The organism is Desulfovibrio diazotrophicus, from assembly GCF_902498985.2.
GTDB classification, from domain to species: domain Bacteria; phylum Desulfobacterota; class Desulfovibrionia; order Desulfovibrionales; family Desulfovibrionaceae; genus Desulfovibrio; species Desulfovibrio legallii.
The window spans coordinates 1,986,834-2,013,394 of sequence record NZ_OX346397.1 but is presented as its reverse complement, the minus strand read 5'-3'; the positions used below and the strand labels follow the sequence as shown (position 1 = coordinate 2,013,394).

At 64.1% G+C, this 26,561-nt stretch carries 22 protein-coding genes; 17 read left to right on the top strand and 5 right to left on the bottom strand.

Going from position 1 to position 26,561, the window contains the following annotated elements:
- Window positions 1-3 precede the first annotated feature (3 nt).
- Complete coding sequence (locus J7I12_RS08735; RefSeq protein ID WP_288908347.1) at window positions 4-504, bottom strand: hypothetical protein; 501 nt, start codon at window positions 502-504, stop codon at window positions 4-6.
- Window positions 505-509: 5 nt separating this feature from the next.
- Window positions 510-2,141: a DEAD/DEAH box helicase gene (locus J7I12_RS08730; protein WP_417038736.1), complete on the bottom strand. Its 1,632-nt coding sequence runs from the start codon at window positions 2,139-2,141 to the stop codon at window positions 510-512.
- 169 nt (window positions 2,142-2,310) lie between these two features.
- Between J7I12_RS08730 and hisI the strand changes: the two genes are divergently transcribed.
- The 5 genes from hisI to sppA all read left to right on the top strand — a co-directional run bounded on the left by hisI (window position 2,311) and on the right by sppA (window position 7,389).
- A complete protein-coding gene (gene hisI / locus J7I12_RS08725; RefSeq protein WP_118229288.1) occupies window positions 2,311-2,706 on the top strand; it encodes a phosphoribosyl-AMP cyclohydrolase in 396 nt (131 codons plus the stop codon).
- Between the two features lie 12 nt (window positions 2,707-2,718).
- Complete coding sequence (gene hisG, locus J7I12_RS08720; protein ID WP_118229287.1) at window positions 2,719-3,612, top strand: ATP phosphoribosyltransferase; 894 nt, start codon at window positions 2,719-2,721, stop codon at window positions 3,610-3,612.
- Window positions 3,613-3,697: 85 nt separating this feature from the next.
- Complete coding sequence (locus J7I12_RS08715; RefSeq protein ID WP_288908355.1) at window positions 3,698-4,486, top strand: YkgJ family cysteine cluster protein; 789 nt, start codon at window positions 3,698-3,700, stop codon at window positions 4,484-4,486.
- 383 nt (window positions 4,487-4,869) lie between these two features.
- Window positions 4,870-6,285 carry a phospholipase D-like domain-containing protein gene (locus J7I12_RS08710; protein ID WP_302413173.1) on the top strand — a complete coding sequence of 472 codons (1,416 nt, stop codon included), beginning with the start codon at window positions 4,870-4,872 and terminating at the stop codon, window positions 6,283-6,285.
- Between the two features lie 27 nt (window positions 6,286-6,312).
- Complete coding sequence (gene sppA, locus J7I12_RS08705; protein WP_302548553.1) at window positions 6,313-7,389, top strand: signal peptide peptidase SppA; 1,077 nt, start codon at window positions 6,313-6,315, stop codon at window positions 7,387-7,389.
- A 766-nt stretch (window positions 7,390-8,155) separates the two neighbouring features.
- Here the strand turns inward: sppA and J7I12_RS08700 are convergent.
- Window positions 8,156-9,418 (bottom strand): histidine phosphatase family protein, encoded by a 1,263-nt coding sequence (locus J7I12_RS08700; RefSeq protein WP_118229285.1) that lies wholly within the window; start codon window positions 9,416-9,418, stop codon window positions 8,156-8,158.
- Between the two features lie 182 nt (window positions 9,419-9,600).
- On the bottom strand, window positions 9,601-10,041 hold the full coding sequence (locus J7I12_RS08695) for a YbhB/YbcL family Raf kinase inhibitor-like protein (RefSeq protein ID WP_118229284.1): 441 nt from the start codon (window positions 10,039-10,041) through the stop codon (window positions 9,601-9,603).
- 128 nt (window positions 10,042-10,169) lie between these two features.
- Between J7I12_RS08695 and J7I12_RS08690 the strand changes: the two genes are divergently transcribed.
- From J7I12_RS08690 to J7I12_RS08680, 3 genes are all read left to right on the top strand, one after another.
- Window positions 10,170-11,360: a pyridoxal phosphate-dependent aminotransferase gene (locus tag J7I12_RS08690; RefSeq protein WP_118229283.1), complete on the top strand. Its 1,191-nt coding sequence runs from the start codon at window positions 10,170-10,172 to the stop codon at window positions 11,358-11,360.
- Between the two features lie 23 nt (window positions 11,361-11,383).
- Window positions 11,384-11,806 carry a rhodanese-like domain-containing protein gene (locus tag J7I12_RS08685; RefSeq protein WP_118229282.1) on the top strand — a complete coding sequence of 141 codons (423 nt, stop codon included), beginning with the start codon at window positions 11,384-11,386 and terminating at the stop codon, window positions 11,804-11,806.
- Between the two features lie 82 nt (window positions 11,807-11,888).
- Complete coding sequence (locus tag J7I12_RS08680; protein WP_118229281.1) at window positions 11,889-13,388, top strand: flagellar hook protein FlgE; 1,500 nt, start codon at window positions 11,889-11,891, stop codon at window positions 13,386-13,388.
- A 185-nt stretch (window positions 13,389-13,573) separates the two neighbouring features.
- On the opposite strand, the gene J7I12_RS08675 is transcribed toward J7I12_RS08680, so the two are convergent.
- The gene (locus J7I12_RS08675; protein WP_288908150.1) at window positions 13,574-15,112 is read right to left on the bottom strand and encodes a methyl-accepting chemotaxis protein; all 1,539 of its coding nucleotides are present in this window, start codon (window positions 15,110-15,112) and stop codon (window positions 13,574-13,576) included.
- A 323-nt stretch (window positions 15,113-15,435) separates the two neighbouring features.
- Between J7I12_RS08675 and rimP the strand changes: the two genes are divergently transcribed.
- From rimP to pnp, 9 genes are all read left to right on the top strand, one after another.
- Window positions 15,436-16,287, top strand: coding sequence for a ribosome maturation factor RimP (gene rimP, locus J7I12_RS08670; protein ID WP_288908152.1), 852 nt, complete (start codon window positions 15,436-15,438; stop codon window positions 16,285-16,287).
- An 83-nt stretch (window positions 16,288-16,370) separates the two neighbouring features.
- Entirely contained in the window at window positions 16,371-17,771 is a 1,401-nt protein-coding gene (nusA, locus tag J7I12_RS08665; protein WP_118229279.1) for a transcription termination factor NusA, read from the top strand.
- Between the two features lie 2 nt (window positions 17,772-17,773).
- The gene (locus tag J7I12_RS08660; RefSeq protein ID WP_118229278.1) at window positions 17,774-18,031 is read left to right on the top strand and encodes a YlxR family protein; all 258 of its coding nucleotides are present in this window, start codon (window positions 17,774-17,776) and stop codon (window positions 18,029-18,031) included.
- Window positions 18,024-21,032: a translation initiation factor IF-2 gene (infB, locus tag J7I12_RS08655; RefSeq protein WP_302413174.1), complete on the top strand. Its 3,009-nt coding sequence runs from the start codon at window positions 18,024-18,026 to the stop codon at window positions 21,030-21,032. The genes J7I12_RS08660 and infB overlap by 8 nt, the downstream gene beginning before the upstream one ends.
- 413 nt (window positions 21,033-21,445) lie before the next feature.
- Complete coding sequence (locus tag J7I12_RS08650; RefSeq protein ID WP_092153518.1) at window positions 21,446-21,736, top strand: DUF503 domain-containing protein; 291 nt, start codon at window positions 21,446-21,448, stop codon at window positions 21,734-21,736.
- Window positions 21,723-22,805 (top strand): DHH family phosphoesterase, encoded by a 1,083-nt coding sequence (locus J7I12_RS08645; RefSeq protein ID WP_118230862.1) that lies wholly within the window; start codon window positions 21,723-21,725, stop codon window positions 22,803-22,805. Before J7I12_RS08650 ends, J7I12_RS08645 begins: the two co-directional genes overlap by 14 nt.
- Before the next feature lie 136 nt (window positions 22,806-22,941).
- On the top strand, window positions 22,942-23,829 hold the full coding sequence (gene truB / locus J7I12_RS08640; protein ID WP_288908557.1) for a tRNA pseudouridine(55) synthase TruB: 888 nt from the start codon (window positions 22,942-22,944) through the stop codon (window positions 23,827-23,829).
- Between the two features lie 24 nt (window positions 23,830-23,853).
- On the top strand, window positions 23,854-24,123 hold the full coding sequence (rpsO, locus tag J7I12_RS08635) for a 30S ribosomal protein S15 (RefSeq protein ID WP_092153515.1): 270 nt from the start codon (window positions 23,854-23,856) through the stop codon (window positions 24,121-24,123).
- Between the two features lie 163 nt (window positions 24,124-24,286).
- On the top strand, window positions 24,287-26,527 hold the full coding sequence (gene pnp / locus J7I12_RS08630) for a polyribonucleotide nucleotidyltransferase (RefSeq protein WP_498793557.1): 2,241 nt from the start codon (window positions 24,287-24,289) through the stop codon (window positions 26,525-26,527).
- Window positions 26,528-26,561: the final 34 nt, after the last annotated feature.

The window sequence follows — 26,561 nt, the reverse complement described above, 5'->3', positions numbered from 1 at the left end:
GGCTCAGATCAGCCGGGCGAAGATGAAATTGTAATGCTGGCGGATGTGCAGCACCAGCTTGAGGGTCATGTTTCTGGCCTGTTTTTCGTCCTGTGGGCTGAAGGAGCAGATGTGCCGGGCCACAGGACTGAAGTCCGCGTCGCCGCGGGGCTCCAGCATGCCCCAGTACTCGCGGGCGCGGGTCAGCAGGCCGGCGCACTGACGGTCTTTGCGCTTCTGGCGGTATTCGCGCTGAAATTGGGCGAACATGGCGTCCGCGTCCTGCGGAAAAGAGCGCCCCAAAGCCAGCCGCCACAGGGCCATATACAGGGCGCGCAGTTCAAAAAGCATCTGCCTGCGCCGCAGCACCTGCAGCCTTTTCACCTGTAAGAGCACCAGCTCCGCCGTGAAGTCGGCGTCCGCCAGCAGGGCCGCAAAATTGTCCAGAGCCGTGCGCACCGCCTCGGCGGGGGCGGCGGAAACAAAAGCGATGGCGGGGCTGGACGCGACTTCGGTGGCGGTCATGGATTTCAGGCGGTTTCAGTACCGGGGGCGTCGCCCGGTTTGCGGCGGCGAGAGGAGCGCCGCCGGCGGCGGCCTGTGCCCGGTGCGGCGGCCTCGCCGGACCCGGCGTCTTCCTGACGTTGCGAAGGTTTGGGCGCATGCGGGCGCTGGCGGGAGCGGGACGGCGCATTTTGATCGGGGAAGCGGCTGTTGTGCAGGCTTTCCTGATGGCAGGCGTCCAGCAGCATGGCCAGGAGCAGCGCATTGTCTTCTTCGTCGTTCTGGGTGGCCAGTTCGTGGGCCAGGGGGGCGTAGCGGGCCACGCGCATGCGTTCCAGCCCGGTGAGGGCGCGGAAGCGGGCCTCCAGAATGGCTGTGAGGCGCGCGCCGGCCACCCGTGCCACGTCTTCATCCGTGGGCAGGGGCAACTCCATGAAGCCGATTTTATAGTGCTTGGCGATGCGGTCCAGCTCCATGCGCTGCATAACGTCCACCAGAGAGATGACCGTGCCCGCCGCGCCCGCACGGCCGGTGCGCCCGGCGCGGTGGATGTAGCTTTCATGGTCTTCGGGCGGCTCAAAAAGAAAAACGTGCGAAAGCTGGGGGATGTCGATGCCGCGCGCGGCTACGTCTGTGGCCACCAGGTACTGCAGGCGACCCTGGCGGATTTTTTCCAGCACTTCTTCGCGCCGTGCCTGGGCAAGGTCGGCCGAAAGCTCGTCGGCATTGTAGCCAAAGCCCTGCAGCACGCCGGCCACATAGTGCACGTTGGCCTTGGTATTGCAAAAAATAAGAGCTGAAGCGGGGTTTTCCGTTTCCAGCAGGCGGACCAGGGCGCGGTCTTTATCCATGGGCTTGACCTGACAGAACAGGTGCTGCACCGCGGCCACGTGCACTTCTTTTTGCGAGAGGGAAAGCATGGACGGCGCGGCCATAAATTCTTCCGCCAGTTTGAGCACATGCGGCGGATAGGTGGCCGAAAACAGGCAGGTGTGGATGCGTCGGCGGGGCAGGTAACGCTGGATTTCCTTCATGTCCGGGTAAAAGCCGATGGAGAGCATGCGGTCGGCCTCGTCAAAGACCAGTTCCCGCAGGGATTCCAGATCCAGAGTGCGACGCAGCAGATGGTCCAGCACACGGCCCGGCGTGCCCACAATGAGCTGTGCGCCTTCGCGCAGGGCGTCCATCTGCTTTTTGTAGCCCACGCCGCCGTAGACGGCCGCAGTGCGGATGCCCGTGCCTTCAAAAATGGTGGCGGCTTCGCGTTCTACCTGAACGGCCAGTTCCCTGGTGGGGGTCAGCACCAGGGCCTGCGGGGCCTTGAGCTCCGGCGCGAGCCGGGGCAGCATGGGCAGCAGGTAGCAGCCGGTTTTGCCGCTGCCCGTGCGGGATTGCACCATGATATCCCGACCTTCCAGCAGATAGGGCAGGGCCAGGCACTGCACGGGCATGAGGCTTTGCCAGCCGGCGCGGGCGCAGGCCGCGCGCACGGCCTCAGGCAGGTCGTCCAGGGTGACGCCGGGCAGAGCGTCTTCAGGCTCGCTGACGGCGATTTCTTCCATATTCTCAAGCTGTTCTGTTGTTTTATGCGCGGCTTTGGGCTGTTCCGCCGCCGTGGTTTGCTGTACTTCGCTTGTGATGTCGTGAGGTTCGGACATGTATGTTCCCGGCGGCGAGTCCGCCTTATTCTGGAGTTTCTGTTAACACAGCAATGTGCCACAGTCTGCCGCGGCGCGCAAGGGCCGCCACAACCCCTTGCGTCTTGCGGGTGCAACGACTATAATAAAGCGTTTTACATTGACGCAAGGTTATAAGGAGAACGCCCCCATGCCCCAGTTGCCGCCCGACGCAGACTTTATTCCTGATTTCAGCAAGGGGCTGGTGCCCGCCATTGCCCAGGACTGTGCGAGCGGCGAAGTGCTTATGCTGGCCTACATGAATGAGGACGCCTGGCGCAAAACCCTTGAAACGGGCGAGGCCCATTACTGGAGCCGCAGCCGCCGGGAACTCTGGCACAAGGGCGGCACCTCCGGCAATGTGCAGAAAGTGCGCGCCCTGCGGCTGGATTGTGACAATGATACGGTACTTCTGCTGGTGGAGCAGCAGGGCGGCGCGGCCTGCCACACGGGGCGGCGCTCCTGCTTCTACCGGGAATGGAAGGACGGCCGCCTGCGGGAATGCGCTCCGCAGGTCTTTGACCCCAAAAAAGTCTATGGCGGATAAGGAAACAAGCCCATGAGCGCGGAAACTACCCCCATCATCAAGCTCGGCGTGCCCAAGGGCTCGCTGGAAGAAGCCACCATCAATCTTTTTGAACGCGCGGGCTGGAAAATCCGCAAGCACACGCGCAACTATTTCCCTGACATTAATGATCCCGAAATCGCCGCCTCTCTCTGCCGCGTGCAGGAAATCGGCAGCTATGTGGCCGCCGGCGTGCTGGACGCGGGCATCACCGGCCTGGACTGGCTGGTGGAGCGCGAGCACGAGGATAAGGTGGTGCGCGTGGCCGACCTCGTCTACTCCAAAACCTCCAACCGCCCCTGCCGTTGGGTGCTGGCCGTGGCCGGCGATTCCCCCTACCAGAAGCCTCAGGATCTGGCGGGCAAACGCATCGCCACTGAAGTGGAAGGCCTCACCCGCCGCTACTTCACCAAGGCCGGGGTGGACGTGGAAGTCTTCTATTCTTGGGGCGCCACCGAGGCCAAGGTGGTGGAAGGCCTGGCTGACGGCATTGTGGAGGTCACCGAAACCGGCACCACCATCCGCGCCCACGGCCTGCGCATCATTGATGAAGTCATGCGCTCCTACCCCGTGCTCATCGTCAACAAGGACGCCTGGCAGGACCCGCGCAAGCGCGCCAAGGTGGAGCAGCTTAACCTGCTGCTGCAGGGCGCTTTGCGGGCCGAAAACCTTGTGGCCCTCAAAATGAACGCGCCGGCCGCCAACCTGGACGCCATCCTTGAAATGCTGCCTTCCCTCAACTCCCCCACCGTGGCCCCCTTGCGCGATACGCGCTGGCTTTCTGTGGAAACCGTGGTGCAGATCGACGTGGTGCGTGACCTCATCCCCCGCCTGCGCCAGGCCGGAGCCGAAGGCATTATCGAATACGGCCTGAACAAGGTCATCTGATCCCCCCCCGGCAGCCCCCTGTCCCGCACAAAGGCAGCCCCACCCCATCCGGCGGCGCAGCGCACCGCAAGGAGCCCCCATGACCATGTCTTCTGACGACGCCAGCCGCGAGTTTATGGAAAATCTGCCTGAACTGGCCCCCGGCACGACGTTCTGCTTTGACTGCAACCCGGAAGTGCCCTGCTTCAACCGCTGCTGTGCGGAACTGACCCTGCCCCTGACCCCTTACGACGTGCTGCGCCTGCGCCGCCACCTGGGCCTGGGCAGCGAGGACTTCCTCAATTCCTTCACCCGCATGCGCACCTTCCCCGACACGGGCTTTCCCCTGCCCCTGCTGCGCATGCTTGAAGGCCCCGGCGAGCCCTGTCCTTTTGTGAGCCCCGTGGGCTGTTCCGTCTACGACAATCGCCCCGGCGCTTGTCGCTTTTACCCCTTGGGCCGGGGCACCAAGATGGCCGAGAACGGCGTGGCCGAGCGCTTCTTTGTGGTGCGCGAACCCCACTGCCACGGCTTTGACCAGGGCACGGATCGCACCGCCGCCCAGTGGCTTGAGAACCAGGGCCTGGCCCCCTACAACGCCGCCAACGACCGCTACATGCGCCTTATGGCCATGGTGCGCGCCACGGGCAAACCCCTGGAGCAGCGCATGACCACCATGGCTGTGCTCTGCCTCTATCAGCTGGACAAATTCCGCGAACTCGTCGAGCGCATGCGTATCTTTTCCCGCGTGGAGGTGGACGCAGCCCGCCGCGAAGCCGTCATGCAGGACAGCGAAGAAGGCGATGTGGCCGCCCTGAACTTCGCCCTGGACTGGATGGAACTGATCATCTTCGGCCAGAGTGAGGGCCTCGCCAAAGCAGAAGAGCAAAAATAGAGAAGCAGCGGTAACGATGCCGGCGCAGTGTGCGGGGGAAGGGAACGCCCCTCGTTCTCCTTCGCAGAACCGCAGAGAGCGCCCCCCGGCCCCAAAGGCCGAGGCGTTTTTGCCGTTGCGGGCGACGGCAGGAAGCGGCGCTTCGGCGCGTCCGATGCTTTTTGCCGAGGGCCGCATGGGCGCAAGGTCGCGGTGGCGGACTCCTCCACAGAAGGCGGACTGGTCTTCAAGGGCCTTTTCTGGTTTACTGGGGGCGGATGTGTTTTGAGAAGGTGCATTCTCAAAACTACGGCGTCCGCTCCGGCGCGCAGCCGCGCCGGCAATCTGCCTTACACCGTTGCGGCGGGCGTTCTTTCCGCTGCTGGCGGCGGGCCGGGTTTCTCATGTGGGATATAGTGGAATATTTTGCCATCCTGGCCGTACACGCCCTTTCCTGGGTGGCCGTGGGGCACGCCTTACTTACCAAACACGACCCGCGCGCGGCCCTGGGCTGGACGGTCACGGCCCTCCTGCTGCCCCTGGTGGGGCCGCTGCTCTACGCCTCCTTTGGCATCAGCCGGGCCGAGAGCCGGGCCACGCGCATCATGCAGCGGCAGGCCCCTTTGGAACCGGACTACGCGCACCCGCCCCTGCCCCGCAAGCCGCCCGGCCCTGTGCCCGAAAATATCGTCAGTATGGAGCGCATCGGGCGCGTGCTCACCGCACAGCACCTCAGCGTGGGCGACGCCATCACCCCCCTGCATAACGGCGACGAAGCCTATCCCGCCATGCTGCAGGCCATCAACGCGGCGCAGGATCAGGTTTATCTTTCCACCTACATTTTCAACGCCGGCGCAAGCGCCACGGCCTTTTGCGAGGCCCTGGCCGCCGCTGCGGCCCGAGGCGTGGACGTCCGCTTGCTGGTGGATGGCGTGGGCCAGCTCTATTCCCTGCGCCGTCCGTGGAAAAAACTTGCTCGCCAGGGCGTGCGCGTGGCCGTCTTTCTGCCCCCGCGCCTGCTGCCGCCCAACCTGAGCATCAACCTGCGCAACCACCGCAAGCTGTTGGTCTGCGACCAGACAGGCTTTACCGGCGGCATGAATATTGCCGACGAAAACCTCACCAGCGGCAAGCGCGGCTATGTGCAGGACGTGCACTTTTGCTGCCAAGGCCCCATTGTGGACCAGCTGCGCCGGGCCTTTCTGTTGGACTGGGGTTTCTGCACCGGGCAGTATTCGCCCCTGCCGCCCCCCAGCACGAAGGCCAGGGGCAATAGCCGCTGCCGCATCATCATGGACGGCCCCGGCTCCGACGACGATCCTCTGAGCGACATCTTTTGCGGGGTCATCAATGCCGCCCGCCACAGCGTGCGCGTCATGACCCCCTATTTTCTGCCTTCCCACGGCCTGGTGGCCGCCCTGCGTTCCGCCGGACAACGCGGCGTGGACGTGCGCATTGTGCTGCCCGCCAAAAACAATCTCTTCTACGTCCATTGGGCCACCTTTCGTTTGTTGCCCACCTTGCTGGAGGCCGGCGTGCGCGTCTGGTACCAGCCTCCCCCTTTCGCCCACACCAAATTGCTGGCCGTGGACGGCTATTACAGCCAGATCGGCTCCTCCAACTGGGACGCGCGCAGCCTGCGCCTCAATTTTGAGCTCAATATGGAAATCTTCGACGCCAAGGCCCACGACGCCATTGCCGCGCATATCGATGCGGCCATCAATCGCGGCACAGAATGCACCACCCATGACCTGCGCCGTTTTTCCCTGCCCAAGCGGCTGCGCAACGCCGCCTGCTGGATTTTTTCCCCCTACCTGTAACCGCGCCGCACGCGCAAAGGCCCCTTCATGAGCGGCATACTTCCCCCCGACGCAGCTGCGTCCGCATCTCCCACCGACAACGCCCCGAATCCCCACGCAGGCGAAGCCCCCCTGACCATGACGCCTCCCCTCGCCGACCCGGCCGCGTCCTTGCAAAAGGCCCCCCAGGCCGATTGCGCCATGGGCTGTCCCCTGGCGCAGATTCCGGCCTCAATCTGGCGCAGCCTGCTGCGGCCGCCCTTCCGGCTGCGGCATCCTCTGCTGTTCTGGGGCGGGCTTGTCCTTTTGCTCCTGTCCCTGGGCTACGCCTTTTTCCCGGAAGACGGTCTGGGCAGTCATGACCGCCTGGCCCTGGTTACTGTGCGCGGCCCCATCCTCAGCGCCGAACCTACCCTGGACTGGGTGCGCAAGCTGGAGCGCAACGCCGGCGTCAAAGGCGTGCTGGTCCGCGTGGATTCGCCCGGCGGCGGCGCTGCGGCCTCGCAGGAAATTTACACAGCTCTGGCCCGACTGGCCGAAAAAAAGCCCGTGGTCGTCAGCATGGGCTCACTGGCGGCCTCAGGCGGGCTTATGGTCAGCATGGCGGGACGGCGCGTATTCGCCAATCCCTCCACCGTCACCGGTTCCATCGGCGTGCGTATGGATATCCCGCAGATTCAGGGCCTGCTGCAGAAGCTGGGCCTGGGGCAGGAAACCCTTACTACGGCTCCGTATAAGGATGCTGGTTCCTATCTGCGGCCCCTGACCCCGGAACAGCGGCGCTATCTTACTGATGTGCTGGAGGACATGCACCGCCAGTTTGTGAGCATTGTGGCGCAAGGGAGGCATATGCCCGTGGACAAGGCCGCAGCCCTGGCCAACGGCAAGATCTACACAGGCCGTGAAGCCCTGGACCTGGGCCTGGTGGACGCCCTGGGCGACCGCCACGACGCCCTGGAGTGGCTGGCCAAAGAATGTCAGGTGTCCGCGCAGCGGCCTTTGCTTGCACCGCCGGAACGCGGCTCCTGGCTTTCCCGCACGCTCAAGACCTGGCTCGGCCTGAATGTCGACGCCGTGGCCGGCCTGGCGGATGGCGGCGCGCCAGCGTTTTTGTACCAGTTTTGAGGTGACTTTCCGCTGCGGGGCTGGGGGTTCCGCCGGGGGCGGAGGGGGGCGCTGCGCGGCTGGGTGTTCCGCCGGAAGGCGGGGGAGATTCTGCCGGAGGCTGGTTGCCCTGCGGGCGCGGCGGTTTGGTTTCTTTATGGCATTTGGGCCGCCTCCGGCGAGGGGGCTGCGCGAAAGGATATGCAGTAAAGGGAGTACCCTGGCCGGGGAGGCTGGTTGCCCTGCGGGCATGGCGGCTTTTCTGCGTACAGCGTTTGGGCCGCCTCCGGCGAGGGCAGGGGGCCAAGGGCGGGGCTGCGCCCCCCCTTAGGCCCCCCACACCCCCCATAACCCCCCGCTTTTCAAGACAGCCCCGCCATGTTCGGCGCGGCTGGGACGCGCCGCTTGCGCGACCGCGTCCCTTATGCCGGGCGTAACAGCCGCAGGCCCCACAGCCCCAATATCCTGCCGTGTCCCGTGTTCGGCGTTCTTCATGCCCTCGCAGGTTCTCCGTGCGTTTGCCGTCAGTTTTTGCCCTATGTTGGTTAGGCGGCAGCGTACCTGTGTCCGGCGCGGCTGGGGTGTGCCGCTGCGCGACTACACCCCTTTATGCCGCGCTCAACTCCCGAAGAAGAGTTGGCGGGCTTTTATGGCAGTGTGGCACAGTAGGAGGGGCAGGCGGACTTTAATGGCAGTGTGGCACAGTAGGAGGGGCAGGCGGACTTTGATGGCAGTGTGGCACAGTAGGAGGGGCGGGCTTTGATGGCAGTGCGGCACAGTCCCCTCTTTATCCTTCGTCCTCACCTGCAAAATCTTCCTCCCCAGCACCTCTGTCCGGCGTATACGGCAGACGTTCAAAAACCTTGCGGCGGGGCGTGAGGGATATGTGGTAGTATTGGTCCTGCGGCACATAGATATAGGGGATGTCTTCTTTGCGCTGGCGCAGGAAAAGGGCCAGGAGCACGCGGTTGATGGCCTGGTGCCCCACAATGACCAAGGGCGTGTCTCCGGCGAGGAAAAGGGCGCGGCGCAAACCGCGTTGGACGCGGTCGCGGAGCATGGCGTAGCTTTCTCCATTGGGGTAGGCAAAGGCGTATTTGTCGGCATTGCGGGCGCTGGCCACCTGGGGCATGCGTTGACGTATTTCGGCGTAGCGCAGGCCCTCGCAGTCGCCGGCCCAGATCTCGTCAAATTCGCGAAAGGCCATGACGTGGGTCTGGGGGCGCTGCGCCAGCAGGGGCGCGGCGGTCTGGTGGGACCGTTGGCGGGTGGAAGTGAAGACCCAGTGGATGGGGCGGTCGCGTAAATGTTCTGCCAGAGCGGCGGCCTGGGCTTCGCCCTGCGTGGTGAGGGGCGGGTCGCCGCCGATGCGGCCCTGCAGGTTGAATTCCGTCTGGCCGTGGCGGACCAGGTAAAGGCAGTGCACCCAGACGCTGACGACGATCTCGCGTATGGCTGGGTAGTAGGCGCAGCCTTCGCGGGGGTGCTCGGCCAGGATGCGGTTGGCGGTGGAATCCACGCGCAGCCAGAACTTCTCGTGGCGCAGGGGTTCGTAGATATGCTCGTAGTAGCCAATGCGTTTGTTGAAGTTTTCCAGGGCGGCTTCCTCAGTATAGCCGGCATATTCGGGCAGGGCGGTTTTGCGGCGGATGCAGGCGCGCAGCAGTTCCTGGTCCTCGTTGCGGCATTCGATGAAGAGCAGAGGGTGGTCGGTGAGGGTGCCCTCCATAAGGCGGCGGCGGGCGCGGCTCACATTGGTGGCGTCCAGAATGGCCACATCGCCGTTGCCGCCTTCCGGGGCGAGCCACTGGCGGGCCAGCTCCATGTTGTGGCGGCAGATCTGTTCGCGGGCCAGACGACCGTACGTATTGTCGGGGTTGTAAAAATCCGGGTCGGTGGAGGCCGCGCCCAGACGGGCGCGGCGTACATCGCCGTTATTGAAGAGGCGGGCGCGGATGCCCTCGGCGGCGAGTCCGTCACGAATGCGCCGGGCCAAGGTGGATTTGCCGCGCGCAGGCAGCCCCACCATAGCCACATAGAGTTTTTGCATGGCTTCTCCGGGGGGCAGGCGTCCCGGTTGACGACAGACCCTGGCCGGGCACGCTGGTCGGCGGCACGGCAAAGCGCCGGAGCGGGTCTTGTGCCTGCCGTGGCAAAGGGCCTTTTTTAAGGCAACCCACCCAGGGTGGTGCACGGTCCGCGCGCCGGGCGCGCTGCCACGGGGATTGTTGGTTACTCCTGCGTGAAGCGGTAGATGCGCACGGACAAGGGCTGCATGTTGCCCCGGTGCATGGCCGAAACCACAAAAGCGTAGTCGCGCGGGCTGCCCGTGGGCGGGCAGGGGCCGCGGTAGTGGCGGGTAAGCCCGCCTTCGGGGATGACGCCGGAGCCGTCGTTGTCCCAACTGCCGCCGCCGAGAAACAGTTCCTGAGAGTCGCCGGTGTATTCCACCAGGCGCACGTCAAAATAATCGGCGTCGGCAGGGGCGTTGGCGAGCTGTATTTCGGGTGAAATGCGTGAGCAGCGGTGCACGTCACGCAGGCTGACGCTGATGGTCATATCATTGGGGGCGTCGCCGCCGTCTTCCTTGGCTGCGCAGGCGGGCAGCAGCAGGGCGGCGCACAGGGCCGGCAGCAGGGCGCACAGGCAGTTGCGGAACCGTTCAAAGCGCATGGGGCCTCCACCAGATGTTTGTGTTTGGCCGCACAGGGCCGGGCCGTCAAAAAGGGAATTGCTTTATGCGGCGTTTGGAAGCATAACGAATAGCCATGCTGAACACAACAACCACGGGGAGTCATGTCATGTCCATTCTTTCCCACAGCGTGGCGGGGTACCTGGACCACGCCTCCTGGATCCGGCGCATGTTTGAGGCCGGGGGACAGTTGAAGGCCCGCTACGGCGCGGACAACGTTTACGATTTCAGCCTGGGCAATCCTGATCTGCCCGCGCCGTCGGCCGTGGCCCACGGTTTGCGGGCTTTTGCCGCCCACGCGGGCGAGCCCTTCGCTTTCGGCTATATGCCCAACGGCGGCTTTGCCTGGGCGCGGGAAAAGCTCGCCGCGCACCTGAGCAAGGAACAGGGCGTGCCGCTCAAGGCTGATCAGGTCATCCTGGGCTGCGGCGCGGCTGGTGTGCTCAACGCTTTTTTGCGTGCCGTGATTGATCCTGGCGAAGAAATGCTGGCCTTTGCGCCGTATTTTGTGGAGTACGGCTTCTATGTGGCCAATCACGGCGGCAGCCTGCGGGCCGTCATGAGCCATAAGGACGATTTCCGGCCCGACCTTGCCGCCCTGGAGGCGGCCATCGGCCCCAAAACCCGCGTGGTGCTCATCAATTCGCCCAATAATCCCACGGGGGTGATCTACAGCCGCGAAGACCTCACGGCCTTGGCCGAGCTGCTGGAAAACAAGAGCCAGGAATACGGCCGCCCCATCTGGCTGGTGGCTGACGAGCCCTACCGTTTCCTGGCCTACGACGGGGTTGAGGTGCCTTCGGTGCTGCCCCTCTATCCCTATGCGGTGGTGGTCAGCTCTTTTTCCAAGTGTCTTTCCCTGCCGGGCGAGCGCGTGGGCTATGCCGCCGTGTCGCCCCGTCTGCCCGAAGCGGAAGAACTCATGGCCGGGCTTACCCTGACCAACCGCATTCTGGGCTTCGTCAACCCGCCGGTGGTGGGCCAGCACCTCATGGCCGCGGCCCTGGACAGTCAGGTGGACCTGGCCGTGTACGCCGCCCGCAGAAAGGCCATGGCCCAGGTGCTTACCGAAGCCGGTTATGACTTCCTTATGCCCGCCGGAGCCTTTTACTTCTTCCCCAAAGCGCCGGGCGGCGACGACGTGGCCTTTGTCAACGCCCTGGTGGAAGAACGAGTCCTGGCCGTGCCCGGTTCGGGTTTTGGCTGCCCCGGCTACTTCCGTCTGGCCTTCTGCGTGGACGAGGGCGTCATCCGCAACGCGGCCGAAGGCTTTGCCCGCGCGCGGGCCAGGATCGGCTAACCCTGGCTTTTAAGGTTATGGCTATGAATGCAAGCCACACCCGTCGCCTGTCCCGCCCTTGGACGGGCCTTGCCCTGGCCGTCGCCCTGGCCCTGCCCCTGCTGTTGGCGGCCGCCTCCGCTCTGGCCGAAGACATAAGCGTGTCCGCGGCCGCGGCCCTGCTGCGCCAGCCGCCCGAAGGCCTGGTGGTGCTGGACGTGCGCACCCCGGCGGAGTTCCGGGCCGGACATCTGCCCGGCGCCGTAAATATGGATTATTTCGGTGGTCCCTTTGAGGCGCAGATCCAGACGTTGCCCAAGAACGCGCCTGTGCTGCTCTATTGTCGCACGGGCAACCGCTCCGAGGCGGCGCAGGAAACCCTGCGCACGGTCGGGGTGCGGCACATTCTGCATATGAAGGACGGCATTGTCGGCTGGCAGGCCCAGGGCCTGCCCCTGCAAGAATAGCGGTCGCCCTGGCACGTTTCCTGCTAAAACAGGGACGGGGAGGAAGTTTTTTCCTCCGCCGTCCTTTTTTTGGGAGGCAACCGTGAACTCCGCACTCTACATCGGCGCCACGGGCATGAAGGGCCTGAGTGAGGGCATGAATGTCATCACCAACAATCTGGCCAATATCAGCACCATTGGCTACAAGCAGCAGAGCATCCTGTTCTCGGACCTTATCTCCACGGGGCAGGGGGGCATAGGCGACTGGTGGGGCGCGCAGACCGATTCCTATGTGGCTGTGGGGCAGACCGGCAAGGGCCTGCAGGTCGACACGGTGCGCACCCTCTTCAACCAGGGTTCTTTTGAAACCAGCAATACCGTGACGGATCTGGCCATCAACGGCAAAGGCTTTTTTCAGGTTACGGACGGCACAAACCTCTACTATACCCGCGCCGGAGACTTCCGCACCTATAACGATGCTGTTTTGCGCACGCCCACGGGCCTGGCCGTCAACGGTTACATGTATAATGCGGACGGCAGCAAAGGCGCGCTGCAGCAGGTGACTCTGGACAAATTCGGCACCATGGCGGCCAAGGCCACCACCAGCGTGGACCTGCGCTGCAACCTGGGGCTGACCAGCCAGAACAGCACCAGCGCCACCGACCCCTACTTCAGCCTGATTGGTCAGTACAACGCCAACAACTCCCCGCCCATATCCAATACCGCCTATGGTTACAGCACGGGCGTGACCCTCTACGGCGCGGACGGCTCCACCCAGACGGCCACCATCTACTATGACGCGGCCCCGGCCGACAGCCCCAATTCTGTGGTGCAATACCTTATTGCCAGCGATGACGTGACCACAGACGGCACCAGCGCCACGGCGGGTTCCGGTCTGCTCATGTCCGGCACGCTCACCTTCAGCAGCAGCGGCCAGCTCACGGACATGACGGCCTTTACGCCCAGCGTGGCCGACAGCACCAACCTGGCCGACTGGACGCCCGCGGCGCTCTCCTCCTCCGGCCTGCCGCAGATGAGCGTGGACGGGCAGACCGTTACCGTCAATCTGGGCATCAGCGCCGGGGGCGGCTGGACCAATGCGCCGGACAGCGCCGCTGCCGTAGGCGTCGACCCCACGGCTCTGGGCGGCATGGCCAAGGCCACGGTAACTGCCGATGCTACCACCAATTATACGGATACCTCACCCACCAGCCGCATAGCCAGTCAGAACGGCTATGGCGCAGGCACGCTCAACGGCATCTCCATTGGCAGCGACGGCACCATCACCGGCTCCTACTCCAACGGCAAAGATATGAATCTTTGGCAGATACCCGTCTGCCGCTTCACCAGTGAAGATGGCCTGCACCGCGAAGGCAACAACCTTTTTTCCGCTACTCCCGAAGCCGGACAAATGGACATGGGCGTGGCAGGCACGGAAAACTACGGCAGCATAGAAGCCTACGCCACTGAAACCTCCAACGTAGACATGGCTACGGAAATGGTCAATATGATCATTACCCAGCGCGGCTTTCAGTCCAACAGCAAGGTGGTCACCACTGCCGACCAGATGCTGCAGAAGGCCATGGAACTGAAGCGGTCGTAGCAAAGCGATTTTGTGGCGAGAAGGGAACTTTTGATCATCGCTGCCTTCATCCGTAACGTTCTTTGTCGCAACGGCTGCAGCTGACCAATAGTTCCCTTCCCCCCCTTTTCCTATCCTTCAAAAAGTTTCCTTTTCCCCCTGCACGACACGGGGTGTGATAGGGGTAGGTCGCCCAAGGTGTGGTCTCATTCCTGCAATTGCGCCGTCAACTGTTCCAGAGAGCGGGTGATTTCCAGCAGTTTGTTGGTTTCATGGCGGGCGCTGGTCATGGAGTGGGCCGTATCCGCAACCACGGTGCTGACCTGGTCGATGGTGCGGTTGATGCCCTCGCTGGTAGCGGACTGCTGATCGCTGGCCGCGGCAATGGCCTTGACCTGTTCTACGGTGTTTTCCACCGTCCCAACAATATCCTGAAGGGCTGATCCAGATTGCCCGGCAAAGTCTGTTGCACGCTCCACCTGGCCTACGGCATTTTCTGTGGAAACCATGCTTTTGGCCGTGCTGTCCTGAATAGCGGCAATGGCTTTGGCCACATCGTTGGTGGAAGCCATGGTTTTTTCTGCCAGTTTGCGCACCTCGTCGGCCACCACGGCAAAGCCGCGTCCGGCTTCGCCGGCGCGGGCCGCTTCAATGGCGGCGTTGAGGGCCAGCAGATTGGTCTGGTCCGCAATGTCCGAAATGACGTTCATGATTGCAGAAATGGCTCTGGCATGGCTGTCCAGCTGGGTCATGTCATCCCGCAGGGTCAGGGAAAGCTCGTGCACGGCCTCAATGCTTTCCAGGGCGTTGCGCACCACGTCCGCGCCGCCCTGAGCTTTGTCGCGGGTGTGGGAGGAGGCTTCAGCGGCCACATCGGCGTTGTGGGCCACTTCCTGTACGGCGGCGTTCATGCGGTCCATGGCTGTGGCGGCCTCGGCCAGACGGCGGGCGGCTTCTGCGGCGTTTTCGTCCGACTGGCGGATACCCTGCGAAAGGCTTTCGGCAATGACGCTGAGAGTATCCATCGTTTCCTGCAGGGCTGCGGCCACCTCGGCCATGCGTTGGTTTTTGTCCGAAATTTGCTGCTGGGCGTTTTTGAGGGCGGTCATATCCACATAGAGGCACATGCCGCCCATGCAGACGCCCTCCTGGCTGTAGATGGGAAAGACGTTGGCCAGCACGTTGACGCGCGAGCCCTTGTGCCCGCCAATGGTGACCTCCAGATTGCGGAAATACTGGCCGTTTTTGATGCTTTTGCCCACGGCGGTTTCCCGCGTGGGGTCATTGTAAAAAAGTTCGGCCAGAGTCTTGCCCAGGCAATCCTCCACGCTGTCATTGATTTCCAGCATGTTCAGGCAGTCCTGATTGGTGCTCAGGGTCCGCTCTTCTGTATCCACCAGCAGATACGGCATGGGGATGCCTGCCAGAATGCCGTGCAGACGCCCCCTGGTCTGGCTCAGCTCGTGACCCAGGTCCTGCAGGGCCATGAGAAGCGGTGGAGGTATGGCGGCGGAACCGTCCAGGGCCGCGCCCTGGGCGGCGGCCGCCACGACGCGCAGGTTCTCGCGCAGGGCCGTACCCGCCAGCAGGCGCAGACCAACCAGCGTGCAAATCACGGCCGCGGCTGCGGCTGCAAGGCCGGCCAACGCGGGCCCGGCCCCCAGCGCACCGGCCAGGGCGGCCAAAGCCGCGCCCAGCAGCAGGCCTGCGCCCCCGGGCAGCAACATCTTGGGTGACGAAACCATAGCGCTTCTCCCCCTAAAAAAGAAAATTGTTACGAATTTTTTACTTCTTAACGGCCGGTTTGCGCCCATGTTAAGGGCGCGAGAGGGAAAATTTGACATTTGGGCGGGTTCCTCGTGGATCCGGGCTGTAGAGGCCGGGGCCTGTCGCCAAAGGCGCAAAAGCAAAAAGACTTGACAGGAAAATTGCCAAAGGGTATTGACACCCATTCAAGGCGGCTGGCGTTCACGTCGGCCGTGCATCCTGAGACGGAACTTGTTCCAGCGGGGTGGCCTGAAGGGGCCCCCTTTTTTTTGTCCTTGCGCTTGCGCTGCCAAAGGAACGCATGACCGAAGAAGCCTGCAAAAACGCCATAATCCGCTTGGTTGAACCCCTGGCGCACGCCCTGGGCCTGGTGCTTTGGGGCGTTGAAGTGGTGCGCGCCGGGCGCGTTCTGGTCCGGGTGTATGTGGACGTGCCCGTTGCCGCATGCGGCGTTGCGGGCCATCCTGCGGATGGCCGATGCGGTCTTTCCGTCGAAAATCCAGCCGCAAATCCAGCCGCAAGTCCAGCCGCAAGTCCAGCCACGGATGCCGTGCCCCCGCCGCTGTCCGCGCTTTCCGCCACGGTGGACCAGTGCGAAAAAATTTCCCGTCAGCTGGGTCTGGCCCTGGACGTGGAAGACTGTTTTGCCGACCCCTATGTGCTGGAGGTTTCCACCCCCGGCCTGACCCGCGTCTTTTTTTGCCTGGAGCAGATGTCCCCCTATGTGGGGGATGTGGTGGAAGCCCGCCTGGAGCGGCCGTTGGCCCCGCAGTCTGCGGACGCGGCCCCGTCGGAGCTGCCTGCCCGGCGCGTCTGGCGCGGCATTTTGCGGGCAGTAGAAGACACGGGCTTTGTGCTTGCACCGGCCCAGGTGAGCCCCGAAGGAGATGTGCTGCCCGAGGATCTGCCCGCGGCGCGCATTCCCTGGGAGGCCGCCCGCAGGGTCAGCCGCATGTATGTGTTCCGTAAGCCTGTCAAGCCTGGCAAAGGGCCGGGGCAAGGGCGCGGCAAGGGCATCGGGAAGAAGCCCAGCAAAAAATCTGAAAAGGAAAAGGGCGACGAGGGCGGCCGCGGCAATGCGGAAGCCGGACGCGCGCCCGGCGCAACCCCGGAAGAGGCGGCCGCAACCACGGCGGGCCGCATTCCCGGATAGTCCCGGTCCCGCCCCGCCGACGCGGGCCGGATGCGCCGGAAGCAGAGAAGTTACGCCGCCCTTGGCGGCAGCCGGAGGCACAGATGAATCTTGAACTCAAAAAGGCCATTGACCAGATCAGCAAAGACAAGGGCCTGGACCGCAATATGCTCATCGAAACGCTGGAGGACGCCGTGCGCACTTCGGTGTTACGTCGCTTCAGTGAAGATACGGACGTGGAGGTGAGCTACAACGACGACACCGGCGATATTGAGGTCTATCAGTTCAAAATCGTTGTGCCGGACGGCGACGTGGCCAACCCTGACACGCAGATTGAGCTGGTCGAGGCCCGTACCCACGACCCCTCCGTGCAGCTGGACGACGAGGTGGGCTTTCGCGTGCGGGTGGAGGATCTGGGCCGCATTGCCGCGCAGTCGGCCAAGCAGGTCATCATTCAGCGCATGCGCGACGCCGAGCAGGGCATTATTTACGAAGAATACAAAGACCGCGTGGGTGAGATTGTTTCGGGCATCATTCAGCGGCGCGACAAGGGCGGCTGGGTCATCAACCTGGGCCGTACCGAGGCCATTTTGCCGCGTGAGGAGCAGATCCCGCGTGAGCACTACAAGCGCGGCGACCGCGTACAGGCCTTGATTGTCGAAGTGCGTCAGGAAGGACGCGGGCCGCAGGTGGTGGTTTCGCGTTCGCACCGCGATTACATGGCGGCCTTGTTCCGGCGCGAGGTGCCTGAAGTGGACGATGGCGTGGTGCAGATTATGGGCGTGGCCCGCGACCCCGGTTCGCGCGCCAAGGTGGCCGTGCTCTCGCGTGAGCGGGACGTGGACCCCGTGGGCGCGTGCGTGGGCGTGCGCGGTTCGCGCATCCAGAATATCGTGCAGGAGTTGCACGGTGAGCGCATCGACATCGTGGTCTGGAGCGCCGATATCGCCACCTATGCCCGCAATGCCCTGGCCCCGGCCCTGGTTTCGCGCATCGTGGTGGACGAAGAGGAAAATTTGCTGGAAGTCATCGTGCCTGACGATCAGCTTACCAACGCCATTGGGCGTAAGGGGCAGAACGTTAAGCTGGCCGCGCGCCTGCTGGGCTGGAAGGTCGATATCTTTACCGAAACCCGCTACAACGAGGCCAACGCCATCGGCCACGGTCTGGAGCAGGTGGCCAGTGTGGCTGAAGTTTCCATTGAGGCCCTGCTGGCTGCGGGCTACAGCTCGCTGGACAAGCTGCGTGAAGCCTCGGATGAAGACCTGGCCGATAAGTTGATTATCAGCGCTTCGCGCATTGCCGACCTGCGTTCGGCCATCAATTTTCTGGCTCCTGTGGTGGAAACCACGCCCGAATCTTCGGCCGTGCATCTGGGCGGCCCCGCCGCTGAAACGGATGCTGCGGATGCGGCCCCGGCCGCTGAAGACGGCGTTTCTGAAGCCGGGGAAGGTGTGGAGGATGCGCCCGCCGCGACGCCCGACACGCGGGACGGAGATGCCTGAGCATGACGGGGAAGCCTGAGCACGACGCCGGCCTTGCGGCCGGGTCGGAAGGGCCGGTGCGGATGTGTGTTATCTGCCGCCGCCGGTTCGCCAAGGCGCAATTGACCCGCCATGTGCTCACGGCGGAAGGAATTTTGAGTATTGACGCTGCAAAAACCAGACCGGGCAGGGGCTGGTATGTGTGTTCCGATCCTGTCTGTACGGCCAGATTCGCCAAATTCAGGCCCGGCACACGGCGTAAGGGGGGTAACCATGGCTGATGCGAAAATAAAGATTAAACTTCTCGGCGAGGAACTGTCCACAAGTCCCAAGGACATGTTGCGCATTCTGCGTGATCTGGGCATTCCGGCGCGGACTTCTTCCGGCTCTGTAAGCCCGGAGGAGGCGGCCCGCGTGCGCGCACATGTGGCCGAGCAGAAACAGGCCGAAGCCGGGCGTGTGGATTCCCACCCCAATGTTATTGTGCGCCGTCGCCGTAAGGAATCGGTCGATGCGCCTGCGGAAGCGCCCGCTGCGGCTGTGGCGTCTTCCCCTGAAGCGCCTGAAACTGAAGCGTCCGAAACGGAGGCGGCCCTCAAGGCTGGGGCGTCGGAAGCCGCCGCGCCTGCGCCCGAAGCAGCAGCCCCCGCTGCGTCCGCATCGGACGTTGCAGCCAAAGCTGCCGCCCCTGTTGCGGAGGCCGGCGCTACGGCCTCTGTTGCCCGTGTGGTCAAGCCTGCCAGGGCAACCACCGGCGCGCGCGTGCTGCACCGCCCCGGCGATACGCCGCCGGCCCCCGCCGTCCCTGTGGCTGAACCTGCGGCCGTGGAACCCGAAGTCTCTCCGGCGGCTGCCCCCGCCGCCCCTGCCGCCCCTGCCGCAAAATCCGCAATCCTCGCTGAGGAAGAGGCGTCTCCCAAGGCTGTTGCTCCGGAAGCGGCCGCCCCCAAGGCTGCGGAAGAAAGTGCGGAAAAGGCCGCCCGCGCGGCGCGTCTGGCCCGGCCCGACGCCTCTGCCGTGCCTGAGGGGTCTTCGGCGCCCACCCTGCCGCCGCGCGCGCCCGAAGGCCGCTCTGAGCGGGTGGAGGGTAAGGATGGGGGCGAGGCTGCGCCGCACCGTTCTCGGGCGGAAGCGTCTGCCGCGCCGCAGGTGCGGATCATCTCTCGTCCGGATCCCGCCACGCAACGTCCTGCCGGCGCCAGACCGGCGGCGGGCGCGCGTGCCGGCGTCGGCCGCGACGGGGCTCCCCGCCCTGCGCGCCCTGGCGCTCCCCGTCCCGGCGCTCCCCGTCCTGGCGCTCCCCGTCCCGGCGGGTTTGGCCAGCAGCCTGGCGCGCCTGCGTCCGAGGGTCGGGAAGGGCAGAGCAAGAAGAAGCGCCTTAAGGGGCGGCGTACTGTGGACTTTCAGCAGGGCAATTTTGGCCGCCGCGATGATGACGACAGCGGTCGGCTGAACCGCGGCAAAGGCCGCCGCAAGCTGGGGCGTGGCGCGCCTGTGGCTCAGGCCACGCAGCCCCTCAAGGCGGCCAAGCGCAAGATCCGTATTACCGAGGCCATCCGCGTGGCGGACATGGCCCACCAGATGGGCCTCAAGGTCAATGAGATCATCAAGGTGCTTTTTGGTCTGGGCGTCATGGCCACCATTAACCAGTCGCTGGATATAGACACGGCCACTCTGGTGGCTTCTGAATTCGGCTATGAGGTGGAGAAGGTGGGCTTCTCCGAGGACGACTACCTGCTGCCCAAAGAGGTGGACACGCCGGAGAGCCTCAGGCCTCGCCCGCCTGTGGTCACCATTATGGGCCACGTGGACCACGGCAAGACCTCCCTGCTGGACGCCATCCGTAAAACCAATGTCACCGGCGGCGAAGCGGGCGGCATCACCCAGCACATCGGCGCGTACCACGTCAAGACCAAGCGCGGCGAGATTGTCTTTCTGGACACGCCCGGCCACGAGGCCTTTACGGCCATGCGCGCCCGCGGTGCGCAGGTGACGGACCTGGTCATTCTGGTGGTGGCCGCCGACGACGGCGTCATGGAACAGACCCGCGAGGCCATCAACCACGCCCGTGCGGCCAATGTGCCCATTATGGTGGCTGTGAACAAAATTGACAAACCCGGCGCCAATCCTGACCGCGTGTTGCGTGAGCTGGCCGAACTGGGTCTGCAGCCCGAAGACTGGGGCGGCGACACCATTGTGGCCAAGGTTTCGGCCAAGACCCGTGAAGGGCTGGACGCTTTGCTGGAAATGGTGGCCCTGCAGGCCGAGATTCTGGAGCTCAAAGCCAACCCGGACAAGCCCGCGCGCGGCCACATTGTGGAAGCTAAGCTGGATAAGGGCCGGGGGCCTGTGGCCACGGTGCTGGTGCAGGAAGGCACCGTGCATCAGGGCGACAACTTTGTCTGCGGTTCGTTCTCAGGCCGCGTGCGCGCCCTGAGCAACGACCAGGGCAAGAAGGTCAAGGAGGCCGGGCCCTCCCTGCCGGTGGAAGTGCAGGGCTTTGAGGGCGTGCCCGAAGCGGGCGAAGAATTCTTTGTGGTGGCCGACGAAAAAGTGGCCCGCCGCATTGCCGACGCGCGCATGGTCAAGCAGCGCGAACGCGAGCTGGCTTCGGAATCCCGCGTTACGTTGGAAACCTTCCTCTCGCAGCGCGCTTCCGACCAGGAAGCCCTTACTCTTAATCTGGTGGTCAAGGCCGATGTGCAGGGCAGTCTGGAGGCCATTACCGAGGCCCTCAACAAGCTGAGCACGGACAAGGTGCGCATCAGCGTGGTGCACGGCGGCACGGGCGCCATATCCGAATCGGATATCCTGCTGGCGTCGGCTTCCAAGGCCATTATCATCGGCTTCAATGTGCGGCCTACGGCCAAGATCAAGGATGTTGCCGAACACGAGAATGTGGATATCCGCTTCTATGACATCATCTACAAGCTGGTGGACGACATCAAGAGCGCCATGGCCGGCATGCTGGCCCCGGTGCAGCGTGAAGTTTATCTGGGCCAGGCTGAGGTGCGGGATACCTTCAACGTGCCCAAGGTGGGCGCCATTGCCGGTTCCTATGTGGCGGACGGCAAGATAGCCCGCAACGCCGGCGTGCGCCTGCTGCGCGACGGCGTGGTGGTCTACACCGGCAAGATAGCCTCGCTGAAGCGCTTTAAGGACGACGCCAAGGAAGTGGTTAAAGGCAACGAATGCGGCGTGGGCCTGGAGAACTTCAACGATGTCAAGATCGGCGACATCATCGAAGCCTTTGAAACTGTTGAAGAAGCCGCAACGCTGTAAAAAACGGTAGTTTGGGGATGTGTCGCACGGCCATGCTGTCGCCTTCCCTAACTTCCTTTGTCGTAAAGGCTGGCGCATCGAAGTCTTTGAAACTGTTGAAGAAGCCGCAACGCTGTAAAGAGTGGTAGTTTGGGAATGTGTCGCGCGGCCATGCTGTCGCCATCCCCAGAGTTATAAACGCAGAGGGCTGCCTCCCCGGCGGCTCAGGGGCTGTTATCCTCCAGTGCGCTCCTTTCATTCAGGGTATGCCCGGCATGTTTCCTGAGTGAAGAAAGTTTTTTGAAGGGTGGGGGGTGTGGGGGGAGGGGAACTTTTGTTCACAAAAGTTCCCCTCCCCCCACCAGAAAACCTCTTCCCCACCAACCCACCATACCAACCTGGCGTTGTGCCCGGCGGACCGGGAGGGTGTACGGATGTTCATGGCGGTGCTTACCGTGGAGTTCAGCCTGCACGGCAACGACAACCTCAAGGCCAAGCGGCGGGTGGCCAACAGTCTGAAGCAGAAGACCCGCAACCGTTTCAATGTAGCCATCGCCGAGGCGGGTACGGAGGAGAGTTTGACCAGTTTGCGGCTGGCGGTAGTTTCCGTATCCAACAGCGAGCGGCATTTACGCAGCCGTATGGACAAATGCGCGTTGATGATGGAGGCTGTCTGCCCGGAAGAGATGGTGGACAGTCAGGTGGAGATCTATGCAGCAGATTGAGCTTGTGCCCGGTGGCTGCCGGGAGCACGCCGCGCGTATGGCTGCGGCATTGGCCCGGCTGGACGATGTGGTGGTGGCCGCGCATGTGAATCCGGATGGAGATGCCGTGGGTTCGCTGGCTGCGGCGGGGCATATTTTGCGGGCGCTGGGGCGGCGGTTTATGCTTTACGCCCGGCCTGGTCTGCCGCGGTATCTGGATTTTTTCACTCTTCCCGCACCGTTGTATACCAGTCTGGAGCGCCCGCCTTTTGCGCCGCGCGCGGCTTTGCTGCTGGACTGCGGCGAGCCGGAGCGCCTGGGGCCGGAGTTGGCGGCCCTGCTGCCGCGGCTGGAGAGCGTAAATATTGACCATCATCTGGGCGGCAAGGGCATGGGCAGTGTGGACAACTGGGTGGATCCCGATGCGGCGGCCACGGCGCAGCTGGTGGGGTATGTGGCCCTGGCGGCCGGTCTGCCTTTGACGGGGGGGCTGGCCCAGGGCGTGCTGCTGGGGCTGGTTACGGACACGGGCGGCTTTGCGCACGGCAACACCAGTGCGGCGGTGCTGGCGCTGACCGCGCATTTGGTGGCCGAGGGCTGCGATTTGGCGGACATGCGCGAGCGCATGGACAATACCTGGACGCTGGGGCATCTGCACCTCTGGGGCGAGCTCATGGGCCGGGCGCAGCTGCTGGAGGGCGGCAGCGTGGCTTTTTGTCCGGTGTATCTGGAAGATTTTCGGCGTCATCAGGCCTTTAAGGAAGATCTGGAAGGCTTTGTGGAGCATTTGCGGCGGCTGCGCGGCACGCGGGTAGCGGTGCTGCTGCGGGAGGACGCGCCGGAGCGCTGCAAGTTCAGCCTGCGTTCGTTCGGGCCGGTGGACGTGCGGGCCGTGGCGGTCCGGTTGGGCGGCGGCGGGCACCGCAATGCGGCGGGCGGCACGGTGCACCTTTCGTTGCCGGCGGCCCAGGCGGCCTTGCTGGAGGCGATTCGGCTGGAAGAACGGGAGCGATCGGCAGGGGCGGAAGAAGGGCCTGATGTTGCGAAAAATCCTGAATCCGGCCAAAAATCCTGTGGATCTGACTTTTGACTTGCCCCGGCGCTGCGGGTATGGTGTGTTGTTGCGTATGATGGAAGTAACGGCGGCTTCGGCTGCCCCCCGCGAGGGTTCTTTGGGGCAAACCGCCCCCGGCGCAGTCCGGGCCACGGGCCGCGGGCCTGCGCCATTGCCGCAGCTGCACGGCGTGCTGGTGCTGCGCAAGCCGACTGGGCCCAGTTCGGCCCAGTGCCTTACGGCCATCAAGCGCCTGGGGCAGCGGAAGATCGGGCACGCCGGCACGCTGGACCCCATGGCGTCGGGTGTGCTGCTGGTGCTGTTGGGCCAGGCCACCAAACTTTCCGGGTATTTGCTGGAAGGGGGGGGCAAAGTTTATACGGGCACGTTGCGCTTGGGGCAGACCACGGACACCTGGGACGCCACGGGCACGCTTACGGCCGAAGCGCCATGGGAAGGGGTGAGCGCCGCGCGGGTGCGGGAAGAGATCGCCGCTTGGCGCGCCCTTGCGGAGCAGCCTGTGCCGTCCTATTCGGCCGCCAAACATGAGGGGCAGCCCCTGTACCGGCTGGCGCGCAAGGGGCTTGTCGCGCCGAGCAAGGTCAAACGCATAGAAATTTCACAGGCGGACACGCTCGAAGTGAGCTTGCCGTTTGTGCGCTTTCGGGTCGCATGCAGTTCCGGCACCTATATACGCTCCCTGGCCCACAGCCTGGGGACGCGCTTGGGGTGCGGAGCCGTGCTCACGGAACTGACCCGGGAGTACAGTCACCCCTTCGGTTTGGACCTGGCCCGCGACCCCGCGGACTTCACGGCCGATCCCACCCTGTTGCCGGGCTGCGTGCAGCCCTTGAGCGCGGCATTGCCGTGCTGGCCGCAGGTGGAGCTTATGCCGGACGAAGCCGCGCGGGTGCGCAACGGCGTGGCCGTGCCCTGCCGCACGGAGGCCACGGGCGAGCGCGCCCTGCTTTTGGAGCAGGGGCGGGCTCTGGCCCTGGCGCAAAGGGCGGCAACGCCCGCCGGGCCCTGCTGGACCGTTTTGCGGGGACTTTGGAACTAACCCCGAGAATCAAGGAGAACTGCTGTGGCTATGGATGCTGAAGCGAAAAAAACGGTGATTGAAGCCCATGCCAAACATGAAGGCGATACGGGCTCCCCTGAAGTGCAGGTGGCCCTGCTTACCGCACGTATTGAGGGGCTTACCGGGCACTTCAAAGAACACAAAAAGGACTTCCATTCCCGTACGGGCCTGCTCAAGCTGGTGGGCCGCCGTCGCAACATTCTGAACTACTTGAAGAAGAAAGACGTGCAGCGGTATCGCGCGCTGATCGAAAAACTCGGTCTGCGCAAGTAACGCGGCGCGCGGGGGCGCTCCGGCCAGGCCGGAGCGCCCCCGCAATGGTACAATGCCCCGTAAGGGGCCAACATCGCCAAGGAAGGGGGGTCCGGGAAAATCAGGCAGGGCGCGGCTCTGCCCGCTTTTGCCGGAATCCCCTTCGCCAGTGCAAAGGAACAGTATGCAACAAGATATTTTTACTCCCACGCGGGTTACGGCCCAGGTAGGCGGCAAGGAAATCATTCTTGAAACGGGCCGTCTGGCCAATCAGGCTCACGGCGCGGTGTGGGTGCAGTGCGGCGGCACCGTGGTGCTGGTCACCGTGTGCTCCCAGCCCCTGGAATTTGACAAGGGCTTCTTCCCCCTCACGGTGGAGTATTCCGAAAAAATGTACGCCGCCGGGCGCATCCCCGGCAGCTTTTTCCGCCGGGAAATCGGGCGGCCCTCAGAGCGCGAGACGCTGGTTTCGCGGCTTATCGACCGGCCCATCCGGCCCCTGTTCCCCAAGGGGCTCAATGAGGACGTGCAGGTGCTGGCCAACGTCATTTCGGCGGACCAGGAAAACGAATCGGACGTGCTGGCTCTGACCGGCGCTTCGGCCGCGCTGATGCTTTCGCGGCTGCCCTTTGCCGGGCCGGTGGCCGGCGGGCGCGTGGGTCGCGTCAACGGCCAGTTTGTGCTCAATCCTTCCTTTGAGCAGCAGGCCCAGAGCGACATCAACCTGATTTTTGCCGCATCGGGCGATGCCCTGACCATGGTGGAGGGCGACGCCCGCTTTGTGGCCGAAGACGTGATTATCGACGCGCTGGAATGGGGTCGGCAGCAGATCCAGCCCCTGGTGGCCGCACAGCTCAAGCTGCGGGAACTGGCCGGCAAAGAGAAAATGGCCTTCACCCCCCACGACGAAGACCCCGTGCTGGTGGCCCGTGTGCGGGAGCTGGCCCTGGCCGCCGGCCTGGAAGACGCCCTGCGCGTGCCCGACAAGCTGCCCCGCAAAGAGGCCCGCAAGGCCGTCAAGGAAAAAGTGGCGGAAAATCTGCGCAACGATCCGGCCTGGGCTGACAACGACGCCGCGCTGAAGAACGTGGGCGATATTCTCACGGACCTGGAAAAGAAACTGGTGCGCGCCCGCATCGTTAACGAAGGTACGCGCATTGACGGCCGCGACACCAAAAGTGTGCGGCCCATCCAGATCCAGACCGGCCTGCTGCCCAGGGCGCACGGCTCGGCCCTGTTCCGCCGGGGCGAAACCAAATCCCTGGTGGTGACCACTCTGGGCTCCACCACGGACGAACAGCGCATGGATTCCCTCACCGGCGACGTGACCAAGCGCTTTATGCTGCACTACAACTTCCCGCCCTACTGCGTGGGCGAAGTGAAGCCCGTGCGCGTTTCGCGGCGTGAAATCGGCCACGGCGCCCTGGCGGAAAAATCCCTGCGGCCCGTGCTGCCCGCCCCAGAGGACTTCCCCTTCACCCTGCGCGTGGTGGCGGAGACCATGGAATCCAACGGTTCCTCCTCCATGGCGGCGGTATGCGGCGGCTCCCTTTCCCTTATGGACGCGGGCGTGCCTGTGAGCGCCCCGGTGGCCGGCGTGGCCATGGGCCTGATCAAGGAAGGGGAAAAGTACATTGTGCTCACCGACATTCTGGGTGACGAAGACGCTCTGGGCGATATGGACTTCAAGATCGCCGGCACGGCCGACGGCGTCACCGGCGTGCAGATGGACATCAAGGTCACGGGCCTGACCACTGAAATCATGCGCGCCGCCATGCGTCAGGCCCACGAGGCCCGACAGCACATTCTGGGCGAAATGGCCCGCGCCATCGCCGAGCCCCGCAAGGAGCTTTCGCGCTTTGCCCCGCAGCACGCCGAGGTTTTTGTCAATCCCGACATCATCCGGTTGATCATCGGCCCCGGCGGCAAGAACATCAAGGCCATCACCGCGGCCACGGGCGCTTCCGTGGATATTGAGGATTCGGGCCGGGTGTCGATCTTTGCGCCCACAGCCGAAGCCCTGGAAAAAGCCCGCGAGATGGTTTCCTACTACGACCAGCGCCCCGATCTGGGCAAAAACTACATGGCCAAGGTGCGCAAGATCATGGAGATCGGCGTCATCGTGGAAGTGCTGCCCAATGTGGAAGCCCTGGTCCATGTGTCTCAGTTGGACGTGAAGCGGGTGGAACAGCCCGGCGATGTGGCCCATCTGGGCGAAGACATGCTGGTCAAAGTCATTGAAATCAACGGCGACCGTATCCGCGCCAGCCGCAAGGCCGTGCTGCTGGAGGAACAGGGCCACCCCTGGAATCCGGAAGAAACGGCCCGTCCGCCCCGTTCCGACCGCGGCCCCCGCGACCGGCACGACCGCGGCGACCGCGGCGGGCGCGACCGTCGCCCCCGCGCGGCGACCGTTAGCGTTTGATGGAGCCGGGGGCACGGCCTTCGGCGGCCAGGGG

What these genes read in the sequence shown, in the direction of transcription:
- J7I12_RS08735 (WP_288908347.1), bottom strand. Translation starts at nt 504, where the DNA reads ATGACCGCCACCGAAGTCGCGTCCAGCCCCGCCATCGCTTTTGTTTCC.
- J7I12_RS08730 (WP_417038736.1), bottom strand. Translation starts at nt 2,141, where the DNA reads ATGTCCGAACCTCACGACATCACAAGCGAAGTACAGCAAACCACGGCG.
- hisI (WP_118229288.1), top strand. Translation starts at nt 2,311, where the DNA reads ATGCCCCAGTTGCCGCCCGACGCAGACTTTATTCCTGATTTCAGCAAG.
- hisG (WP_118229287.1), top strand. Translation starts at nt 2,719, where the DNA reads ATGAGCGCGGAAACTACCCCCATCATCAAGCTCGGCGTGCCCAAGGGC.
- J7I12_RS08715 (WP_288908355.1), top strand. Translation starts at nt 3,698, where the DNA reads ATGTCTTCTGACGACGCCAGCCGCGAGTTTATGGAAAATCTGCCTGAA.
- J7I12_RS08710 (WP_302413173.1), top strand. Translation starts at nt 4,870, where the DNA reads ATGTGGGATATAGTGGAATATTTTGCCATCCTGGCCGTACACGCCCTT.
- sppA (WP_302548553.1), top strand. Translation starts at nt 6,313, where the DNA reads ATGAGCGGCATACTTCCCCCCGACGCAGCTGCGTCCGCATCTCCCACC.
- J7I12_RS08700 (WP_118229285.1), bottom strand. Translation starts at nt 9,418, where the DNA reads ATGCAAAAACTCTATGTGGCTATGGTGGGGCTGCCTGCGCGCGGCAAA.
- J7I12_RS08695 (WP_118229284.1), bottom strand. Translation starts at nt 10,041, where the DNA reads ATGCGCTTTGAACGGTTCCGCAACTGCCTGTGCGCCCTGCTGCCGGCC.
- J7I12_RS08690 (WP_118229283.1), top strand. Translation starts at nt 10,170, where the DNA reads ATGTCCATTCTTTCCCACAGCGTGGCGGGGTACCTGGACCACGCCTCC.
- J7I12_RS08685 (WP_118229282.1), top strand. Translation starts at nt 11,384, where the DNA reads ATGAATGCAAGCCACACCCGTCGCCTGTCCCGCCCTTGGACGGGCCTT.
- J7I12_RS08675 (WP_288908150.1), bottom strand. Translation starts at nt 15,112, where the DNA reads ATGGTTTCGTCACCCAAGATGTTGCTGCCCGGGGGCGCAGGCCTGCTG.
- rimP (WP_288908152.1), top strand. Translation starts at nt 15,436, where the DNA reads ATGACCGAAGAAGCCTGCAAAAACGCCATAATCCGCTTGGTTGAACCC.
- nusA (WP_118229279.1), top strand. Translation starts at nt 16,371, where the DNA reads ATGAATCTTGAACTCAAAAAGGCCATTGACCAGATCAGCAAAGACAAG.
- J7I12_RS08660 (WP_118229278.1), top strand. Translation starts at nt 17,774, where the DNA reads ATGACGGGGAAGCCTGAGCACGACGCCGGCCTTGCGGCCGGGTCGGAA.
- infB (WP_302413174.1), top strand. Translation starts at nt 18,024, where the DNA reads ATGGCTGATGCGAAAATAAAGATTAAACTTCTCGGCGAGGAACTGTCC.
- J7I12_RS08650 (WP_092153518.1), top strand. Translation starts at nt 21,446, where the DNA reads ATGTTCATGGCGGTGCTTACCGTGGAGTTCAGCCTGCACGGCAACGAC.
- J7I12_RS08645 (WP_118230862.1), top strand. Translation starts at nt 21,723, where the DNA reads ATGCAGCAGATTGAGCTTGTGCCCGGTGGCTGCCGGGAGCACGCCGCG.
- pnp (WP_498793557.1), top strand. Translation starts at nt 24,287, where the DNA reads ATGCAACAAGATATTTTTACTCCCACGCGGGTTACGGCCCAGGTAGGC.